General features: G+C 38.7%; 14 protein-coding genes. 5 read left to right on the top strand and 9 right to left on the bottom strand.

The features are described 5' to 3' along the window. Nucleotides 1-282: 282 nt before the first annotated feature. The 8 genes from MWU78_RS15535 to MWU78_RS15570 form a co-directional block, all read right to left on the bottom strand. Nucleotides 283-738 carry a hypothetical protein gene (locus tag MWU78_RS15535; protein WP_246999367.1) on the bottom strand — a complete coding sequence of 152 codons (456 nt, stop codon included), beginning with the start codon at nt 736-738 and terminating at the stop codon, nt 283-285. Further along, nucleotides 738-1,886: an N-acetyl-alpha-D-glucosaminyl L-malate synthase BshA gene (gene bshA, locus MWU78_RS15540; RefSeq protein ID WP_246999369.1), complete on the bottom strand. Its 1,149-nt coding sequence runs from the start codon at nt 1,884-1,886 to the stop codon at nt 738-740. The genes MWU78_RS15535 and bshA overlap by 1 nt, the downstream gene beginning before the upstream one ends. A 182-nt stretch (nt 1,887-2,068) precedes the next feature. Further along, a complete protein-coding gene (locus MWU78_RS15545; protein ID WP_246999553.1) occupies nt 2,069-4,981 on the bottom strand; it encodes a glycoside hydrolase family 3 N-terminal domain-containing protein in 2,913 nt (970 codons plus the stop codon). Between the two features lie 103 nt (nt 4,982-5,084). Continuing rightward, the gene (locus tag MWU78_RS15550) at nt 5,085-5,567 is read right to left on the bottom strand and encodes an ABC transporter ATPase (RefSeq protein WP_187583022.1); all 483 of its coding nucleotides are present in this window, start codon (nt 5,565-5,567) and stop codon (nt 5,085-5,087) included. Nucleotides 5,568-5,748: 181 nt separating this feature from the next. After that, entirely contained in the window at nt 5,749-6,540 is a 792-nt protein-coding gene (locus tag MWU78_RS15555) for a (Fe-S)-binding protein (protein ID WP_246999371.1), read from the bottom strand. Nucleotides 6,541-6,556: 16 nt separating this feature from the next. Further along, the gene (locus tag MWU78_RS15560) at nt 6,557-7,882 is read right to left on the bottom strand and encodes a (Fe-S)-binding protein (protein ID WP_246999372.1); all 1,326 of its coding nucleotides are present in this window, start codon (nt 7,880-7,882) and stop codon (nt 6,557-6,559) included. Nucleotides 7,883-7,893: 11 nt separating this feature from the next. Then, entirely contained in the window at nt 7,894-8,850 is a 957-nt protein-coding gene (locus MWU78_RS15565; protein ID WP_246999374.1) for an MlaD family protein, read from the bottom strand. A gap of 56 nt (nt 8,851-8,906) precedes the next feature. After that, entirely contained in the window at nt 8,907-10,217 is a 1,311-nt protein-coding gene (locus MWU78_RS15570) for an N-acetylmuramoyl-L-alanine amidase (RefSeq protein WP_246999375.1), read from the bottom strand. A 129-nt stretch (nt 10,218-10,346) separates the two neighbouring features. On the opposite strand from MWU78_RS15570, the gene MWU78_RS15575 reads away from it, so the two are divergent. The 5 genes from MWU78_RS15575 to MWU78_RS15595 all read left to right on the top strand — a co-directional run bounded on the left by MWU78_RS15575 (nt 10,347) and on the right by MWU78_RS15595 (nt 20,451). Further along, nucleotides 10,347-13,052 (top strand): putative LPS assembly protein LptD, encoded by a 2,706-nt coding sequence (locus MWU78_RS15575; RefSeq protein ID WP_246999378.1) that lies wholly within the window; start codon nt 10,347-10,349, stop codon nt 13,050-13,052. A 393-nt stretch (nt 13,053-13,445) separates the two neighbouring features. Then, nucleotides 13,446-16,454 carry a DNA polymerase III subunit alpha gene (gene dnaE, locus MWU78_RS15580; RefSeq protein WP_246999379.1) on the top strand — a complete coding sequence of 1,003 codons (3,009 nt, stop codon included), beginning with the start codon at nt 13,446-13,448 and terminating at the stop codon, nt 16,452-16,454. A 278-nt stretch (nt 16,455-16,732) separates the two neighbouring features. Continuing rightward, nucleotides 16,733-17,584 carry a LytTR family transcriptional regulator DNA-binding domain-containing protein gene (locus MWU78_RS15585; protein ID WP_246999380.1) on the top strand — a complete coding sequence of 284 codons (852 nt, stop codon included), beginning with the start codon at nt 16,733-16,735 and terminating at the stop codon, nt 17,582-17,584. A gap of 138 nt (nt 17,585-17,722) precedes the next feature. After that, nucleotides 17,723-18,922: a cytochrome c peroxidase gene (locus MWU78_RS15590; RefSeq protein WP_246999381.1), complete on the top strand. Its 1,200-nt coding sequence runs from the start codon at nt 17,723-17,725 to the stop codon at nt 18,920-18,922. Nucleotides 18,923-18,942: 20 nt separating this feature from the next. Next, the gene (locus MWU78_RS15595) at nt 18,943-20,451 is read left to right on the top strand and encodes a parallel beta-helix domain-containing protein (RefSeq protein ID WP_246999382.1); all 1,509 of its coding nucleotides are present in this window, start codon (nt 18,943-18,945) and stop codon (nt 20,449-20,451) included. Between the two features lie 297 nt (nt 20,452-20,748). Here MWU78_RS15595 and MWU78_RS15600 read toward each other — a convergent pair whose 3' ends face one another. Beyond that, complete coding sequence (locus MWU78_RS15600; RefSeq protein ID WP_187583002.1) at nt 20,749-20,955, bottom strand: hypothetical protein; 207 nt, start codon at nt 20,953-20,955, stop codon at nt 20,749-20,751. Nucleotides 20,956-20,990 lie beyond the last annotated feature (35 nt).

Below are 20,990 nucleotides of genomic sequence, written 5' to 3' on the forward strand. Positions count from 1 at the left end.
TTTGAAATCTTTGCCCAAAGCTATGGCAATGTTAAATGGACGCCATTTATATTCTATTAAATGCTGTAAAACTCGTTAAGCGGTTTCCTACAAAACCTGTTTTTGAAAATTCCGATTTCAATTAATTTTTCATCCAAGAAAAAGGTATCTTATCGGATATAATCCGCCCATTATATGGGCTGTAGAGGTAATTAAGGAATAGTTGGCGAAATTTCATCCAATAAAAATATTAGTGTTCCAATTTTCAATTTATTCCCAACAAGAATTGTAAGATTTAAAAAATTATTGAAAACTAATTTCTTTTTGGGTTACTGGCATCTTATAAATATAAATTGGTGTGGTAGCGGCATTAAGAAATTCTTTTTTGGAAGAACTCTGTTCCTGCCTACCCACGGTAATATATTTTGGAGATTCTTCAGTTATGACCAATTTCAATCTGCCCGCACCCAATCTAGTTCCTGCACAATAAACCAATAAAAGTTCTTCGGTAAAATTCACCTCTGGAATTGGCAATCCTGGTTTTCTGGTTTTATTGATTTGAAGAAATAAATTCTTCAATGTCTTGGGGTCCCTGACAACTTGAAATTCTGGTTGTTCAACCCCGGAATAATTATCCTCCAAAACCAATTGAAGCTTTATTGAATCCTGTTCAGAGCCGCCGTCCATAGCGCTGGATACAGCTTTTTGACCTACACAAGCAGTTCCCAATAGAAATATTATAAGTAGTAATAATCGCATTAATTCTGCTGTAAACTCTCGTGTCTAGCCAAAAAGGCTTTTTCATAAACCGACTCATAAAGTGGCAAAACCTTTAAAATATCAAAATCCATGGCAGCCTTTGCCGCATTGGATTTGAACATTTCCAAAGTTTGGTCGTCGCTTAATATCTTAAGTGCATTTTCGGCCATCTCATTTACGTTGCCTACATTGCTCAAATAACCTGTAACACCCTGTCTATTGACTTCGGGAATACCTCCTGTATTACTGGAAATTACCGCTACCCTATTGATCATAGCCTCCAAAGCGGCCAATCCAAAGCTCTCTGTCTCCGACGGCAATAGAAACAAATCGGAAAAACATAGTATCCTATCTATTTCATTGCTATTGCCCAAAAAGATTACCTTGTTGGATAAACCAAGTTCCTCACACAAACGTTCAGCACCTTCCTTTTCCGGTCCCTCCCCTACCATAATCAACTTGGCGGGTATTTGTTTCTGAATTTTGTTAAAAATATGAATTACGTCCGGAATGCGCTTAACCTTTCTAAAGTTACTGATGTGAGTAATAATTTTCTCATCTTCCGATGCCATAAGCGACCTCTGACAATCGGTAAAGTGCATGCTGTATTTCCTTTTATCTATAAAATTTGGAATAACCTCAATGTCCTTTTTTATATCGAACAATTCCAAGGTACTCTCCTTCAAATTTTGAGAAACCGAAGTAACAACATCCGATTGATTTATACTGAAATTAACTGCCGGTCTATAAAATGGGTGCTTGCCCACCAAAGTAATATCCGTACCGTGTAAGGTTGTAACCATGGGAATATAAATCCCTTCTTCCTCCAACATCTTCTTGGCCATATAACCAGCATAAGCATGGGGTATTGCATAATGGACATGCAACAACTCTATACCAAATAACTTTATTGTATCTACCAATTTACTGGAAAGGGCCAATTCATATGGTTGGTAATGAAACAAGGGATATTCCGGTACATGTACTTCATGAAAATATATCTTATTGCTCAACAACTCCAAACGCACCGGTTGGCGGTAGGTTATAAAATGTATTTCATGGCCCCTATTGGCCAAGGCAATTCCTAATTCCGTCGCCACCACGCCGCTACCTCCAAAAGTAGGATAACATACTATAGCTATTTTCATCTGTTTATTTTTATTGCATTTTAGAGGTTACATGACACATTCATACCTCACGGATCCCATAACTTTTGGTCTCCAAAAAAAACCTTAGTCGAACGAATATGGATAAAATATCAGAATGGTCAAAACAAAAAGATAATTTCCCCTATAAAGCCCTGTATATTTTTTTTTTACAAATTAAGGATTTAATTTATTATGGCTTCATAAATGGCCTTCTGAATCCGCGTTCTTAACCCAGATTTAACTAATAAGGTATTGGAAGCCGAGGGGTAAGTTCTATTGGATAAAAAAACATAGACCAAATCCTTATCAGGGTCGGCCCAAGTGTAGGTCCCGGTAAATCCACTATGGCCAAAACTTTTTCTGGAAACCAAACTACAAGCTGGTCCCCCACCATGTACTTCAGGTTTATCAAAACCTATACCGCGTCGCACATTTTGATCACAGAAGTAGCAGGTATTAAATTTCTTCACCGTTCTGGCCTCTAAAAACTGGTGTCCACCATAAAATCCATTTTGCAGATACATCTGCATAATTTTAGCTACATCATTCGCATTACTAAAAAGTCCGGCATGACCACCTACTCCACCCTGCATAGCCGCACCCATGTCGTGCACATACCCTTGTACGGTCTGGTACCGATAATAATTATCTTCTTCCGAAGGCACTATATCTCCCTTTAAAAACTTATCAAGCGGATTAAATCCGGTATGTGTAGCACCTATAGGTTTGTATATAAACTCCTCGGCCAAATTGTCCAATCGCTCTTTATAGGTATCCTCAATGTACTTTTTCATAACATAATAGGCTATATCACTATAACGATATCTGTTGGATTTAAGGTGCTGTCTACCAATCCTATTATAGATGCTATCCTTATAAACATCCGATATATATAATTGATCGGCCACCTTAAGTGAAAACCCATTGGATAACTGATTTCTATAAAACTCAGGGGAAGGCTTTCTTTTTTCATCCAAAGTATTTATATAAAAGGCAATCCAGGCCGGTAATCTGCCATAATGTGAAAGGGCTTTTAAGACAGTGACGTTTTTAAGTTCGGATTTGGAGTAGTCAGGTATTAGTTCCTCAAAGGTATTATCCAGGGCAATTTTACCCTCCTCCTCCATCTTCATTACCATGGGCAAGGTTGCCAAGATCTTGGTTATGGATGCCAAATCATAAATATGTTCCGGAGTTATTTTTTCCTCGGATTGATATGTTGGATTCCCAAAACCTTTGTTGTAGACCACCTTCCCCTTCCGGGCTACAATAATTTGGGCACCAGGAAACATCAGTGAGTCCAAACCATTCTTTACCATTTCATCCACTCTAGCCAATTTTGCCGAACTCATACCCACCCTTTCGGGTAAACTATATCCCAAACGCATTAAGGACTCCACGGGAATAGTTGTATTTACAGGAAATTCTTGATGGGAGGTAACTGGTAAAACCCCTTTGGCCGAAATGGCACCAAAAATTACTTGTGCCGTTTTCTCTTGGGCTATTTTACTATTTTGGTATCCTATAACCACTGCGTCGATACTATCAAAAGTTGGCACCTCCAATAAGGCATAAGGTTTTGCAAAAACAGCAAGTATTAGATTGGAAGTACGCTCCCTGGCGATTTCCCCTAACCAGAAAAGTTCATTTTTTGTAAATTCATAGGGTTTCCAAGGACTTTCATTGCTTTTGTGCAACCCTATGATCACCAAATTATAATCGCTTAATTTTTGTTTAAGCGTGCTTATGTCTTTCCCGTTAATTTGTGTTACGGTAGCGTATTTATTCAATTCATTCAAAAATGGTTCACTATCAGCATCCCCGAACTTTACATAGGCAATTTTCTTATTTTCCAACTTCTTGATGGCCATCAAGGAAAAATCATTCTTTACCACTGTTATTGCACTCTCAATAGCCTCCTCGTAAATAACATCATCCTCCAAAGAATTTAGATCCTTATAGAGATTTTTTGTATCTATTGGCTTATAGTTATTTAGACCCACCTTATATTTAGCCATCAATATCTTCTTTACGGAAGTTGATAGCCTACTTTCAGAAATTCTACCTCTATTAAATGCTTCCAAAAGTTTGGCTTTGGCCTTTACCACATCCAACGGCATTAGTAGAATATCATTCCCGGCCAAAAATGCGGAAAGTTCCACCTCACCTTCCTTGGCAAAATTGGACACCCCCTTCATATTAAGGGCATCTGTGAACACCAATCCCTTGAAATTTAATTGCTCTTGCAATACATCTCCAATAATCTGTTCGGACAAGGATGATGGATAACCCTCCTTTATTTCAAGGCTTGGCACGCTTAAATGCGCCACCATAACACTGCTTAACCCTTCTTTGATCAATTGTCTGTAGGGGTATAATTCAATACTATCCAAACGCTCCCTGGTAAAATCGATTACCGGCAGCGCTTTATGGGAATCTACAGCAGTATCTCCGTGTCCTGGAAAATGTTTTCCACTGGATAAAACTCCAGCACTCTCCATTCCTTTCATAAAAGCAATCCCTTTTTGGGCCACATTTTCGCGGTCCTCTCCAAAAGAACGATTACCTATTATTGGATTCTGCGGGTTGATGTTGATGTCTATATCCGGCGCAAAGTTAATATGCACCCCTAATCTATTGGCATGCTTGCCTATTTGATTCCCTACTTTTTCTACTATGGCATTATCCTTTATAGCTCCCAAGGTCATGTTCCAAGGAAAGGCATAGGTAGAATCCAATCTCATAGCCAGACCCCATTCGGCATCCATGCCGATCATTAGCGGAACTTTGGAATTTCTTTGAAAGTCATTAGTCAATTGTGCCTGTCGGACAGGTCCACCAGTGGAGAAGATAACCCCTCCAATATGATGTTCCTTAATTAGTTTTTTAGTTTTTTCGGTACTCGCTTTATCTTGATCAGAGGTAACCATAACCATAAACAACTGCCCCAATCTTTCATCCAAGGACATTTGATCATAAGTTGCATCTACCCAGCTCTGTTGTGACGAGGCATCCTTGGTAACCAAAGGATTTATTTGACCTTGAACTGTACAAATTGTAATAAAAGATATTAAGACTACGAGTTTTATGCGCATAAAAAAATCCATCATTGATGGTAACTTACAATTAATTGAATTATTGTACTTATTCGAATGGCAACCTTTATATAGGGCTAAGCTGCATTCTTGGCAGCGTAACCTACATAAAACGGGCATGCCAACTTTCCTCAGCGGGCACCTCCCAATGATTAAGGTATTCGTGCTTATTGGTTACCAAGTTGTTAAAGACTATAGTGTTTTTGGAAACCGCTTTTTGCTTGGCCATTTTTTTGAAGTCGACCAAAGATTTGTAAGCAACAAATTCGCCCTGTTTATAAGAAACGTTCATTTTGTCCAAAAGTTCCATATTGTATTTCTTTTCCAACCCTTGTATAAAATGTACAGAGGCATCAATGGAGCAACCGGAAGCAGCATTAAGCGATTGGTCCAGGGCAAGGACAATAAACCTATTATACCTAATTTCATAACCAGCGCGTAAATCGCTTCCATGAGCTGTCCAATCCGCTATAAAGGCATCCAGTTCCTTTCTTAATTGTTGCAATTCTTCCTCTGAAAAACTTCTACTGGCTTGAAAGATCCAAACTCTAGATTCATCCGGCAATGTGTTAAATTCTACGAGCATTTATTAAATTTTTAATGTTCCCCCAAACGTTGATTTCCTAAATTGATATAGTTCATCGTTTGATTCTATTTTACCTGGTTTTAATCTCGGTCTTTCTAAGGTCTTGTTATTTACTTTTATTTTGATAAGGTCAAATCTTCATATTGACAATAATCCTATAATTATCCCGGTTAGGAAAAATTTATAAATCCTCTGCCATGGCAATCAACTCGGCAATATCCATCACCGCTACAGACGATTCTTTTTCTTTATTCTTCACCCCATCGGTCAACATTGTATTGCAAAAAGGACAGCCTGCAGCTATAATATCAGGTTGCGTTTCCAATGCCTGTTCCGTTCGTTCAATATTAATATCCTTATTTCCTTTTTCAGGCTCCTTGAACATTTGTGCACCTCCGGCACCACAACACAGTCCTCGTTTTTTACAATTCTTCATTTCTACCAACTCGGCATCCAACTTTCGTATCAAATCACGGGGCGCTTCATACACATTGTTGGCCCTTCCCAAATAACACGGGTCATGAAAAGTAATTTTCTTGCCTTTAAATTGTCCGCCCTCCACACTGATCCGTCCTTCTTCCAAAAGTTGCTTAAGGAATTGGGTATGATGTACCACTTCATAATTTCCTCCAAGGCCTGGATATTCATTTTTTAAGGTATTGAAACAATGGGGACAAGCCGTTACAACTTTCTTTATCTCATAGGCATTTAAAACCTCTATGTTGGTAACTGCCTGCATTTGAAACAAAAATTCATTTCCTGCCCTTTTTGCCGGATCGCCGGTACAGCTCTCCTCGGTTCCCAAAACAGCAAAACTAACATTCGCCTTGCTCAAAATCTTTACAAAGGCCTTCGTTATTTTTTTGGCCCGGTCATCAAAACTTCCTGCACAACCCACCCAAAATAAAACTTCCGGTTGTTGGCCTGCTGCAAAAAGTTCTGCCATTGTGGGCACTTTCAATTCATTTTCCATTTTAGTGGTAATTACTTTATGATTCCTTGGACCAGTTAAGCCTATCCATTTGGTTAAATGGCCAAGGTGCCCCATTATTTTCTATATTCCCCATCATATTATTCAGGTCCGATGGTGCGGCAGATTGCTCCATTACCAAATATTGACGCATGTCCATAATGATGGATAAGGGGTCAATACTTACGGGACACGCCTCAACACAAGCATTACACGAGGTACATGCCCAAAGCTCCTCATGGGAAATATAATCTCCCAAGAGCTGTTTGCCGTCTGGAACAAACTCTCCTTTATTAATATCAATATTCTTGCCAACTTCTTCCAACCTATCCCTGGTATCCATCATAATTTTCCTAGGGGATAATTTTTTACCGGTCTGGCTGGCCGGGCATTCACTGGTACAACGTCCACATTCCGTGCAGGTATAGGCGTTCAGCAATTGCACCCATTTAAGGTCCATTACATCCGACGCTCCAAATTTCTCTGGTATTGGCGCATTCTCATCCGGCGCAGCAAAGGAATCCGCACCTGGATCCATCATTAACCTCACTTCCTTGGTCACCGCTTCCAAATTCTCGAACTGTCCTTTTGGCTTCAGTTTTCCAAAATAAGTATTTGGAAAAGCCAACAGAATATGTAAATGTTTGGAATAATATAGATAATTCAAAAATAATAGAATACCTACAATGTGCAACCACCATGCAGATCGTTCAATCATGATTATGGCCGACATTGACATCTCTTGGAACAGGGGGACAATAAACTGACTTATAGGAAACGCTCCTGCCTTGGTGTAATGTGCCGCATCCATTTGTTGTAATTGATAATCCGAGGCGTTCATGGTCAAAAAAAGCACCATTAGGACCAACTCTATATAAAGAATTAGATTTCCATCTTTTTTTGGCCAACCGCTCATCTCCGGATTCAAAAATCTCCTCAATTTAATAACGTTCCTGCGAATCCAAAAAATAACTACCGCTACAATAACCAATAAGGCAAGAATTTCAAAAGAACCTATTAAAAAACTGTAGAATCCCCCGAAAAATGAGAAAATCCTATGGGTTCCAAATAGACCATCGATAATAATCTCCAATACCTCAATATTAATAATGATAAAGCCAAGATAAACTATGATATGTAGAATTCCAGGTATAGGACGTACTACCATTTTTGTCTGACCCAAGGCTATCCTAAACATATTATTCCACCGTTGCGATTTATTATCGCTTGTGTCAACCTCTTTGCCCAATTTAATGTTTCGGGATAGTTTTTTTACATTTCTTGCAAAAAATCCTATTCCAGCAAAAAGTATAATTGCAAAAATAATATTAGGAATATAATCCATAATGTAATTCTCTATTTTTCGGCCGGGTCTTCTTCAGGAAGGGCGTAATCTATTTGCTTCTTACCAAAAACTGAAACATTTACATAACGTTTTGGATTAAGGCGAAAATCTTGTAATAGTAAATCCAATTCCCTGGAGGCATTGGTGAGATTGTTATACAGTACTTTATCATTTACCAATTTCCCCAAAGAGCCTTCGCCCCCTTCAATTTTGGCCATCATATCATTAATGTTGCCCATAGTGGATTGTAAATTTTTTATGGTCCCACCCAAACCGGCATTGACAAGTGTATCGGATAACTTATTAAAATTCTCTGTAATGACACCTAAATTGGTAATGGATTTATTCAGATTATCCTGATTGTCCGCTAAAAGACTATTCAGCGAATTGGCACTGCCCTGAAAACTTTTCACCAATGTGTTTAGACCAGCGATACTTTCCCTCAAGTCCTTTTTTGTTTTAGGATCCAAAATATCATTTACATTCATCAATAAGGAATCGGCATTGGTAACGGCTCCTTCCACTTTGGCCTGCAAAGGAGTCAAACGTTGTTGAACCAATTCTGTAAGCCCCGGTCTTGAACTTGACGGCAATGTATCCCCTGATTTGGCCACAACAGCACCATCAAACACAGGTTTGATCTGGATTCCTTTGCCTCCTATAATTCCAGTGTCATATAATTCCGCATTACTATTTTTAGAAAAAGAGAAACTATTATCAACAGTAAAGGTTACCAATAGATTGCCGGAGGCATCATTAAACCTAATATCATTTACTTTCCCAACGGAGAATCCGTTTATTGTAACCTGTGTACCGGACTGTAATCCTCCAACATGATTATATACCGCATAGAAGGTTTTACTGTTATCGAATAGTGGTGTAGATTTTAAATAACTAAAACCAAGTATAAACAAAAGGATACCCCCTAAGACTACAATACCGGTTTTTATTTCCCTAGATATTTTCAAAAGATTTTATTTTCAGTTGCTAACAAAATTAGAAATAATTTTTAGAAGAGTGACTATTATTCCGATACGTATTTAAGAGCCTCCGTTTCCGAGATGCGTACACCATCTTTATAGGCCACAATATAAGAGGTGGTATATCCTTTGGCGTCGGCATTGCTCTTTAGAAGTGTTGCCTGAAAATGGGAATCCGTATTACCATACATATAACGATATAAATTGCTATAAGGTTCTTTGGAAAGGGTGTTTAGTCCTTTAAAGTTTTCAGAATGCAATGGAATATTTTTAGAACTCGCAAAAATCTGAACCTTAAAAACAATGTTTTCAGAATTTTTGGTCGATTTTTCAACAACTTGGGGCTGCTCTTTCTTTTTTGGCTCCTTTACCATCTCCTTGGTAGAATTATCTGTTTCATTCTTTACCACAAGTACCGTTTTTGGAATGTTTTTAACGGGTTTCTGTTCCAGAACAAGTTGTTCAGATTTCTTGTCCTTTGCCCCGGTCCCCTTGGCAACCGTTTTTTCTACAGCTTCTTCCTGCTTTGGTTCAGAATCAGCCGGAGAATTTCTTAGGGCTATCTGATCGGTGTTTGATAATAAATCTACACTATAGGCTAAAATTGCATCCGCTATGGCCTTTCCCATTTCATTATGCCCTTTCTGCGAATTTAGATAGGCACCTTCGTTTTTATTGGTCAAAAATCCTGTTTCCACCAAAACACTCGGCATAAAAGTCTGGTGAAGGACAATAAAACCAGCTTGCTTAACCTTTCTGTCGGTTCTCTTTAACTTGTTCGAAAAATTATCCTGCATCAATTTGGCAAGATTAATACTTTGATCTAAAAACTCTTCCTGCATTATAGTAAGACCAATGATAGATTCCGGAGAGTTTATGTCATATGCCGCATATCTACTCTCATAATTATCTTCCAGATAAATTACCGAGTTTTCCTTCTTCGCTATTTCAAAGTTCTGTTTATTGGCGTGAAGTCCCAAAACAAAAGTACCAGCTCCATGGGCATCGGAACTATGTGAATCACAATGTACCGAAACAAATAAATCTGCATTGGCCTTATTGGCAATTTCCCCCCTGAGGTATAGATCTACAAAGGTATCGTCCTTTCGGGTATAAATAACCTTGATATTGGGGTTCTTCTCCAATATCTCACCCACTTTTAGAACAATCCTTAGGGCTATATTTTTTTCCAAATATCCGTTCCCCAGGTTGCCAGGGTCATGACCACCGTGCCCGGCATCCAATACAACAACAAATTTTCCGTCATTGTCATCGGCCTTGATATTTTTGCCAAAAGAAGTCAGAAAAAATGTTAAAATTATAAAAGGAATAATATAAAACAGTTTCATATTCATATCACTAGAGATAATTTGATCTTTTAATTAGGTTAAATTTATCGCAATACCCTACAGGCAGAACAAAAAATATATGTAAGTTTGAACCCAAAATGTAGCTAAACCGTTACAAAAATAGGATATATAGCTTTGCAATCAAATAAACATCATGTACTTTTCCTATTGCTCCTATTATTTGGTGCCATTACTGCATCTGCCCAAGAAGACCAAATTAAGCCACTGCCCATTGTAGCTCATAGAGATACAATAATTGCACCACTTCTGCCCGATCCCAAATTAAAGGACACCATTTTAAACGACACTACGAAAATAGACTCTTTAAACGGCAAACAACCACTTCTCCTGGACAAAATAAAGTATAAGGCCAAGGACTATGTAAAGATGAGCCAAAAAGATCAAAAAATATATCTTTATAACGAAGCCGAACTCTATTATCAGGATACCGAATTAAAGGCCGGGATAATAATAATGGACTATATAAAAAATGAAGTCTATGCTGGGCGAATAAAAGATTCCCTTGGAAATTATACCCAACTGCCATTTTTTAAACAAGGAACAAATGAAGTAATACCAGACTCCATCAGGTTCAACTTTGACACTCAAAAAGCTATTATATGGAACTCCAGAACTGAGCAACAGGCTGGTTTGGGACAGTTGGGCAGCGATGCCATGAAGGTCTACGCAGAGATTACCAAGAAGGAAAACGATTCCGTGTATTTCCTAAGTGAAGGTAAGCTTACCACCTCCAAAGACACCGTTAACCCAGATTATTATATTCGTGTAAAAAAAGCCAAATTTGTACCTGGAAAGAAGGTGATCGCCGGATTCAGCAATCTATATATTGCCGATGTACCCACCCCGGTAGCTCTTCCCTTTGCTTATTTTCCCTTGACCGTTGGCAGATCGGCGGGACTAATGATGCCTACTTTCGGAAGTGATCCGGACAGAGGATATTTTTTACAAAATGGTGGATACTACGTTCCCATTAGTGATTATGTTGACCTTACCCTTACAGGGGATTTATATACCAACGGCAGTTATGGTCTTAGAACACAATCTGTCTATACCAAAAGATATAAATTTAGGGGGAATGTCAACTTTAGATATGAAAATTTGGTAACGAGTCAAAAAGGGTTCAGTGATTATAGCCGAAGCACTATATATAACATTCAAGTTTCACATTCCCAAGACCAAAAAAGTAATCCCAATTCCAGGTTTCAGGCATCGGTTAACCTTGGTAGTAGTTCTTATTATAGAAACTCCCTACTACAACAGAACTTGCCAAATACCCAAGTAAACAATTTATCATCGTCCATATCCTATTCCAAAACGTTTCCGGAATATCCCTCCGTAAACCTAAGTTTAACGGCCACGCATAATCAAAATACCAATACCGGTGTGGTTGATGTAACCTTGCCTACCTTGCAGGCGAGTATGGAGCGTATATTTCCGTTTGCACCACGTGAAGGCATAAAAAAGGGTATCATTCAAAATGTAAACTTTCAGTACAACCTGAATGCCAGAAATAGTATCAGTACCACGGAAGAAGATTTTTTAACCGCTAAAATGTTCGAGAATTCTCTTTTTGGGGCAAGGCATACCATTCCACTTAGTACCAATTTTAAAGTGGCCAAGCATTTTAGTGTAAGTGTTGGTGGTTCCTATGAAGACGTGTGGGCCATAGAGACCTATGAAAGAGGTTATGACCAAGATACCAAGAATGAAGTAGTAACAGATACCCTTAATGGATTTGACCGCTACAATAAATATAATTTTAGTGCCAGTATTGGGACCACTTTATATGGACTTGTCAATTTTGGCGAGGACAAAAAAATTCAGGCCATACGGCACGTCATGCGTCCGTCCGTTAGTTATGGCTACGCACCATCCTTTGAACAATATTACGACACTTATATTGGTGCCGATGACGAATTGGAATTGTACAGTAGGTTCGAAGGTACTTTGAACGGTGCGCCGGGCCTAACTAAATCCAGTTCTATGAGCTTTTCCTTGGGCAATCAGTTTGAGGCGAAAGTCCGTGACAAAGATACTACGGCCACAAAACCGAAAAAAATATCGTTGTTGAGCAATCTTAACCTCTCTACGGGATACAATTTTGAAGCGGATTCGCTAAAACTAAGTGCCTTGAACTTGACAGGTGGAACCAATATCCTCAACAACAAAATGGCTATTAACTTTGGTGCCAGTTTGGACCCCTATGCCATAGACAATAATGGAACGCGTATAAATACCTTTAATGTGGATAATGGGGGTAGTTTATTCCGACTTACTTCTGCCAGGGCAAATCTTAGCTACTCTTTGAGCAGTGAGACCTTTGGAAAAAAGAAAGATGAAAAAGAGGAGGATGATAAGGATGAATACGACTATGTTGCATCTAGTGGAGGTAGGGATGATGATCTTTTTGGTAGGGCCAATGACTTTAATGAAAATAGGCCCAGCGATGAACGGGAAAAAGACTCTGAAGATGTAGAAAATCCTATTTATGGAACTAAATTGCCTTGGGACCTACGATTGTCTTATGCGGTGAATTACAGTAATTCCAACCGCCAAAACACCATAGGCAGTCATTCCCTGATGTTTTCTGGAAACATCCAACTTTCCCCAAGATGGAAAATAGGAGGATCTTCTGGTTACGATTTCCAGAACAAAGGGTTTACCTTAACCCAATTGCGCTTTGAACGTGATCTGAAAAGTTTTAGGATGAATTTCAACTGGACCCCATTTGGCACCTATAAACGTTGGTACTTCTTTATAGGTATTAAGAGTTCCATTTTAAAAGATTTGAAATGGGAAAACAGGAGTAAATCCAACTAGTAGGCGATAAAATTTATCAGATATTCCCATAAAGGTCGCCTATCCATAGACTACGACTTTAATCGCTATTTTTTCAATTTCTTTTTATGGCCATTCCCATCGACTGTGGCGAACCATTAAAATCTCTTGACTAACAATAAGGTGGGTTAATAATTCCTTACCTTTATCAATAGGGTTATGTTGGAGTTTTGACTTTATAAATTGCCGGTGATGTGCCACTGCGATGATAAAATGGCAAATGCTTAAAAGTGCAAAATAATCAATTCCTGCAGCGAGAATTATTCGAATAAATGCCTCAGAAATTGAGTTACATATCTATTCCCGAGGTATTGCATATCGGCAAAACAATGTTCCAAAAAGCAATTTTTATATGTTCTTGTTGAATACAAAAAAATGTACTTAAACTGCCACACATATTACAGCCTAAGATTTGGCACCCTTTCCGAGGTGGAACTCTTGAAATTGGCCCAAGAAAACCATGTGGATCATTTAGCACTTACGGATATCAATAATACATCGGCAGGATTAAATTTTGTCCGAAAAGCACCGGAATTTGGCATAAAACCTATTTTAGGAATCGACTTTAGAAATGGGGTCGACCAATGTTTTGTGGGTATAGCCAAAAATAATAATGGATATCAAGAACTGAACAATTTCCTATCCGACCACCTGCATCATGATAAAACATTTAAATCCCAAGCACCTTCATTTAAAGATGCCTATGTAATTTATCCATTCCAAAAAGTAGTATTGAATGAACAAAAAAGCTTTTTGGAACACGAGTATATTGGGATTTCCATCAGAGACTTAAGACGACTTCCCTTTTCCGAGATTTTGGAGTATAGGGATAAATTAGTTGTTCAACAACCTGTTACTTTTCGCAATAAACGCGATTTTAATGCACATCGTTTGTTACGTGCCATTGACAATAACATACTGCTAAGTAAACTGACCCCGGCAGAAGAAGCAGATCCGGAAGAAAAAATGCTTCCCTTAAATGATTTGAAATCAGCTTTTTCAGAATACGCGTTTATACTGGAAAACACGGAGCGGCTAATGAAGTCCTGTAACATCTATTTTGATTTTTCAGAAGAACGAAAACCTCAAAACCTAGTTACTTACCTTGGCGACACCACTAAGGACGAGGCTCTATTGGAAGAATTATGTCAGAAGGGCTTGCCTGAAAGGTACAAACATACCGAAATAGGCTCAGTAATTCTGGAGCGCCTCCAAAAGGAATTGGACTTAATTAAGAAAATGGGATTTGTGTCCTACTTTCTTATTAATTGGGATATTGTTTCACATGCCAGGAGACAAGGCTTCTTTTATGTAGGTCGTGGTAGTGGTGCCAATAGTATAGTGGCCTACCTACTTCATATTACCGATGTGGACCCTATTGAGCTTGACCTTTATTTTGAACGTTTTATTAATCTATACCGCGTTAACCCACCTGATTTTGATATAGATTTTTCATGGAAGGATCGCGAAGCCATGACACAATATATTTTTGAACGCTTCCCCAACGTTTCCCTACTGGGAACTTATGTTACTTTCCAAGAAAAAGGCGTCATACGCGAATTGGGCAAGGTGTTTGGTCTACCCAAAGAGGAAATAGATATTTTGTGTGATAGAAAATACAATATTTCCCAACTGGACAAAGTAGCGTTATTGGTACTTAAGTACGGACAATTGATCAAAGGAATGCCCAATTATCTAAGTATCCATGCCGGTGGTATACTAATTACCGAAAAACCCATTCATTATTTTTCCGCCACCCACCTCCCTCCAAAAGGATATCCAACGACGCAGTTTGACATGGTGATTGCCGAAGATGTAGGCCTATTTAAATTTGATATCCTGTCCCAGCGCGGTTTGGCAAAAATTGAGGAAACATTGGAAATCATAAACTATAACCAACCAGAGAAAAGGGACAGCTTTGATATTCATGATATTGCCCGATTTAAAAATGACCCCAACATCAACAATTTGGTAAAGAGCGCCCAATGTATGGGCTGTTTTTATGTTGAATCCCCAGCGATGCGAATGTTGTTAAAGAAATTGGAAGTCGATAATTATTTGGGATTGGTAGCAGCAAGTTCCATTATCAGACCAGGAGTGGCCAAAAGTGGAATGATGCGAGAATACATACTACGCCATCGGGATCCGAAACGAGCCAAGGAAAGGGCACATCCCGTAATGCTCTCCATTATGCCCGAAACCTACGGTGTAATGGTATATCAGGAAGATGTGATTAAAGTTGCCCACTATTTCGCCGATCTTACCTTGGGTGAGGCAGATGTTCTTAGAAGAGGAATGAGTGGTAAGTTCCGGTCCAGGGAAGAGTTCCAGAAAGTAAAGGATAAGTTTGTGGACAATTGCCGAAAAAAAGGCTATGAGGATAAGCTAATTTTTGAAATATGGGACCAAGTGGCCAGCTTTGCCGGTTATGCCTTTGCCAAGGGACATTCGGCGTCCTATGCCGTCGAAAGTTATCAAACCTTATTCCTTAAAGCTTACTACCCATTGGAATATATGGTGGCCGTGCTTAACAATGGAGGAGGATTCTATAGCGCCGAATTCTATATCCATGAAGCCAGGATGTTGGGAGCCAAGATACATTCCCCTTGTATAAACAAAAGCTTTATGCTTAACTGCATTTATGAAAAAGAACTGTACCTCGGGTTTATGTACCTAAGGGAACTGGAAGGACGGGTGGCAGATCAAATTACAACTGAAAGAAATGCAAATGGACCTTATTTATCTTTGACTAATTTTTTGGATAGGATATCCATATCCATCGAACAATTAAGTATCCTAATCCGTATTGATGCCTTTAGGTTTACTGGGATAAATAAACACGAACTTTTATGGCAAGCACATCTGTCCATTTCCAAAGACACCAAATTGGAGCACCCCAAATTGTTTACTGCCAAACATCAACATTTTGAAATCCCTAAATTGTACTCAACGGATCTGGAAATGGCCTTTACCCAACTGGAACTCATGGGGTTTACCCTTTGTAGCCCGTTTGATATTTTGGCAGTCCCACCAACAAACCTACTTGGCAAAAGAGATATGGAAACCTACCTAGGGAAAAATATTGATATTTATGGATACTTGGTGACCGTAAAAAATACCCGCACCCATAAAGGAACCCGTATGAATTTTGCCACATTGGTAGATCAACACGGAGAAGTTTTTGATACCGTACTGTTTCCTCCAATAGCTGCAAAATACTTCTTCAGGGGAAAGGGCATTTATAGATTTTATGGTAAAGTAGTGAGCGAATTTGGATTCTTAAGTATCGAGGTCATTAAAATGCAAAAGCAGGATCATATTTCCGACCCCAGGTATGCCGACATGAAAACCAGTGTTTTGAAGTTAAATTCGGACAAAAAATAGAAATGGTCAGAACCCAAGATCATGTAACGACTGTACGAACGCAAATAAAACCTTGTTACCTTCAAACCCATTAATTGACACCCTCCATTTAAATTATCATATTACCATAATACAGTAGACAAAATTTCCTCATTGCATATAAGATTGCCATATTCAACGTATAACTAATCAGAGAAAGTAGCAGTTACGACTATTTTTACTAGATTCGATGTAGTTATTATTTTGAACCTGTAATCCTAAAAAATTACGGCGATTTAATTTTGTAACCGGTCCAACCTATGATGAAACGTATAGCAGCCATATTAAAACAAGATCTGCCCTTTCTGAATTCTGCCAGAAACAAACTCTTATTGATTGGCTTTATTAGTCTGTATTCTTTCATTTTTATCAATATTTATGCGCCTTACAACATCAATAAATGGGGAGAAAATTATTATTGGGAGTTTGTCCTAATAGGCTTTAGTGTACTTATTTTCAGTCAGTTTGTACTGCGTACAATATTTGGGCCCATAAGATTTAAAATCTATAGTTTACTTCTCTGGGGACTTATGGAAATAGGATTAATTGCCCTAATATTTGAGATTGCCTATAGTCCGCCTATGCGAGCGCTGCAAGAACAAATTTCGGAATTCATACTTAGCTTTTGGCAAATAGGTTTAGTAGTGGCGGTGCCCTATACAATGTTTTTATGGTATGCCAAAATCAAACAAAAATCACCCTTTGTTCAGGAAGTCCAACACCATAATCTTGGCTCCAATACATCGGGCAATAAGGATTTGCTGGTCATAAACGGAGAAAATAACAAATTAATCATAGCAATTAAATATTTCCAATTATTGTATATTAAATCTGCAGGAAACTATCTGGAACTTTTTTACATACAAGGAGAACAAACCGTTAGGGAATTGGTGAGGTTGAGTTTCAAAGAATTGGAAGGCATGATAAACGACCCGAACCTAATCCGTATCCATAGGTCATATATGGTAAATACCGCTCACATCTCCTCCTTTAAAAAAACCAAAAAAGGTTACGCCCTAAGGGTGCAGTATATTGACAATGAAACAATTCCTGTTTCTTCCGGTTACAAGGCCGATTTTGAAAAAGCCATACACTCAACAATATCCCATTAATCCCAAATAGGGTTATTTCATCACAAAGAAATTAGAATAAGTAAGTTGTTAATACAACATTATTAATTTTGAGATAATTCGAGCTAATTTTTAACCATTACAAGACAAATGGTCAAATTATAGAGGGATATTGAACCAATGAAAAAAAGTAAGTTCACATTAAAATTAATTCTATCAGGTTTACTTATAGGAACCCTAGCGGGAGTGTTCTTTTCCGGGCAAAAATCCACGCCCTATTACCCAGTTCCGCTTTTAATGAGTACCTGCCCTCCTGGATTTAAATTGAATGCGAATAATGAGTGTATTGCCCGGAATCTTTATAATCAATATGCCATAACCAACAAGGCCGGTGTTGGAGGTTTGAAATCCGCACTACCTGAAGTTCGCGATGGTTTTTCTCCCCAAGAAATAGACTTGGGTAGGTACTTGTTTTTTGATCCCGCTCTTTCTGCCGACCAAACCATTTCCTGTGCAACATGCCATGACCCCAACAAAGGATTTGGTGATGGTTTACCGGTTAGCAAAGGCGTGGACGGTGTTAATCTAAAAAGGGGCGCCCCTTCACTGTACAATGTGGGCTATTTAAAAAGGCTCTTTTGGGACGGTCGTGCCACAACTTTGGAAGAACAAATGTTGGAACCCTTGTTTTCCAAGGAAGAAATGGGAAATACTCCGGAAAATTTACTGCGGACTATTAATGGAATTGAAAATTACCAAAAATTATTTGCAGAAGCATTTCCAAAAAGGCAAAGGGACGAACTTATAGCGCTCAGCGAAATTACAAGGGCCATAGCAGCTTTCCAATCCTCTTTGCTTTCCCTAAATAGTAAATATGACCAATATGCCCATGGATATGATAAAGCGTTAAATAAGCACGAAATCGAAGGACTTAACGTATTTAGGTCTTTTGTGGCCCGTTGCGCAGAGTGCCACACCCCTCCCCTCTTTACAAATCAACAATTTGCCGTTATTGGCACACCTGAACCCGATGGCCTTGCGTTGGATCCAGGTGCCGAAATACCTTATAAAGATAAAAGCCTAAGAGGAGCATTTAAAGTTCCGAGTCTTAGGAATATAGCAAAAACAGCTCCTTATATGCACTCGGGGACATTCAAAACCCTTCGTGAAACGGTGCAATTTTATACTGACGGTCGTGGGCATGCGGTTCCTGAAGGAGAGAATTTATTGATCCATTGGCACATTTGGGAACCCAATTTAACCGATTATGAATTGGACCGCCTGGTGGATTTTCTTAAAACCCTGACAGATGAATCTTTTAAGCCCATTATACCTGAGACACTCCCTTCCGGACTCAGAACATCAAAATCATCAACTTAATTAACCATCAATAAAATAAAATGAAGAAAAAATCACCTTTATTAAAAATCATAGGATCTATAGTACTATTGGGTATTGGAGTGTTCTTGGGAAAATCGTTTTTTGGTCAAAAGAATGTAAATACAGTTCCTATACCCTCTACTATGAAGTATAGAAACATTGGTCTTTCCAACGATAATACCGATGTAGCTTCCCACCAAGGATTTACAGGAAAGATAATAGAAGTAAGAAAGGGGTCTTCTATTCAGAATGCTGTAAAAGAAGCAATTCCCGGTGATCTTATACGTGTTTATCCCGGAACGTACTCGGAGAACGTTTATATTGACAAGGACAATATTAGCCTACAAGGGGTGGTAATCAATGGTGAATGGCCAACCTTGGACGGAAAAAAGGAAATTAATGATGCGTTCCTCTATTCGGGCAATGGCATTTTAATAGAGAATTTTAAAATCATTAATTACAAAGGCAATGGTGTCATGGGCCAAGCTGGCAACAACTTTATAATTCGCAATAACTGGATCATAGATACCGGTGTTTACGGCATTTTTCCGCAATATGGCAAAAACGGACTTATTGAACACAATGTTCTCAGTAAAATAGCGGATGCGGCCATTTACGTTGGTATGTGCGATAATGTTGATGTGTTACATAACGAAGTATTTGACAATGTTGCGGGCATAGAAATAGAAAATTCCAGGCACTGTTTGGTCGAGAATAATTATGCGCACAATAATACCGCAGGCCTTCTGGCCTTTGTAACACCTGGTTTACCCATAAAAACCACTTTTGATGTTATTTTACGTAACAATTTTGTGGTAAACAACAATCATGAAAACTTTGGTGCTCCAGGGTCTACCGTTTCAGGAATTCCCGCCGGAACGGGAATCCTTATAATGGCAGCCGACGATGTTGTTGTTGAAAACAATATCATAACAGGGAATAATAATACCGGGATTACCATAGTAGATCTTGCCACCGGGGCTCCCAAGGCCAATGACCCCAATTCTGAAGGAAACCCTGACAGGGTTGTAATTCTTGACAATATTATGTTCAACAATGGAAACGCTCCAACTGGTGAAATAAAGGCCATAATGCTTACCCAGATGGATACCAAGGGACCGGATATATTCGCATACGGCGGAGGTTCTGGAAGTACCATTAGGGATAAGAATAGGTATCGCACCTTTGGTTTGGATAATTACGGTATCGCACAAATGACCGACACCAAAGATATACCGACATTGATGACTCCGTCTCCAGTGCCACCTAGATCGGTTTCCAAAGAAGAACTGGGCGAACTAACGTATTATGGTGTGTGTGCCGGTTGTCATGCCTTTGGAAATCGTTTAATTGGTCCTCCCATGGAAATTATACAGGCCATCCACCAGAACAATCCGCAGGGAATTGTAGACTATATAACTGCACCAAAAAATCTCAGGGAAGACTATCCCGAAATGCCACCACAGGACTATTTATCACATGAAGCCAAAATGGCCGTGGCGGAATATATCCTGGCCATGAAGGACTAGTGTAAAATTTAGGTTCAATTATATTTTAGTAAAATGAAATCACATTTTGGAATAAAAGATAACCCCTGTACCCGATCTGAATATTGAAGAAAAGGAAATATTTAGAGCATAACATTTCTATACCACAACCGTTGTTGCAGTTATTTATTCAGGAAGAAACTACTTGTCTTACTTTGATTTATTCCCAAAAACTCTATTTGAACAGCGGAACAAAAAAGAAGATAAGTCCTTGTTCAAAAAATTAACCCTGCCCTTAGAAGGCAGGGTTTAAAACTAAACTTTTAGATTTTCCACAGGCTAGCCTGCCAAATCCATCATTTTACCATTCTTTAATTTACCAAGTACGGTAACGTCCTTACTTTTCTTGTATTCTTCCAAAGCATATAACATTTGCTCCTCCGTATCCCTTCTGATTTTTATACCTCCAGTTTTTTGATTTTTATTTCGAACTTCAATATAATATCCGTCCTTTAGTTCCGTTGGTTTTGTCGCCGGCCTTCCCATATTTAATAACTATTTTTACTGTTCAACTATTAATT

Source organism: Arenibacter sp. F26102, assembly GCF_023015865.1.
Classification (GTDB): Bacteria; Bacteroidota; Bacteroidia; order Flavobacteriales; family Flavobacteriaceae; genus Arenibacter.

What these genes read in the sequence shown, in the direction of transcription:
- MWU78_RS15535 (WP_246999367.1), bottom strand. Translation starts at nt 738, where the DNA reads ATGCGATTATTACTACTTATAATATTTCTATTGGGAACTGCTTGTGTA.
- bshA (WP_246999369.1), bottom strand. Translation starts at nt 1,886, where the DNA reads ATGAAAATAGCTATAGTATGTTATCCTACTTTTGGAGGTAGCGGCGTG.
- MWU78_RS15545 (WP_246999553.1), bottom strand. Translation starts at nt 4,981, where the DNA reads ATGCGCATAAAACTCGTAGTCTTAATATCTTTTATTACAATTTGTACA.
- MWU78_RS15550 (WP_187583022.1), bottom strand. Translation starts at nt 5,567, where the DNA reads ATGCTCGTAGAATTTAACACATTGCCGGATGAATCTAGAGTTTGGATC.
- MWU78_RS15555 (WP_246999371.1), bottom strand. Translation starts at nt 6,540, where the DNA reads ATGGAAAATGAATTGAAAGTGCCCACAATGGCAGAACTTTTTGCAGCA.
- MWU78_RS15560 (WP_246999372.1), bottom strand. Translation starts at nt 7,882, where the DNA reads ATGGATTATATTCCTAATATTATTTTTGCAATTATACTTTTTGCTGGA.
- MWU78_RS15570 (WP_246999375.1), bottom strand. Translation starts at nt 10,217, where the DNA reads ATGAATATGAAACTGTTTTATATTATTCCTTTTATAATTTTAACATTT.
- dnaE (WP_246999379.1), top strand. Translation starts at nt 13,446, where the DNA reads ATGTACTTAAACTGCCACACATATTACAGCCTAAGATTTGGCACCCTT.
- MWU78_RS15585 (WP_246999380.1), top strand. Translation starts at nt 16,733, where the DNA reads ATGATGAAACGTATAGCAGCCATATTAAAACAAGATCTGCCCTTTCTG.
- MWU78_RS15590 (WP_246999381.1), top strand. Translation starts at nt 17,723, where the DNA reads ATGAAAAAAAGTAAGTTCACATTAAAATTAATTCTATCAGGTTTACTT.
- MWU78_RS15595 (WP_246999382.1), top strand. Translation starts at nt 18,943, where the DNA reads ATGAAGAAAAAATCACCTTTATTAAAAATCATAGGATCTATAGTACTA.
- MWU78_RS15600 (WP_187583002.1), bottom strand. Translation starts at nt 20,955, where the DNA reads ATGGGAAGGCCGGCGACAAAACCAACGGAACTAAAGGACGGATATTAT.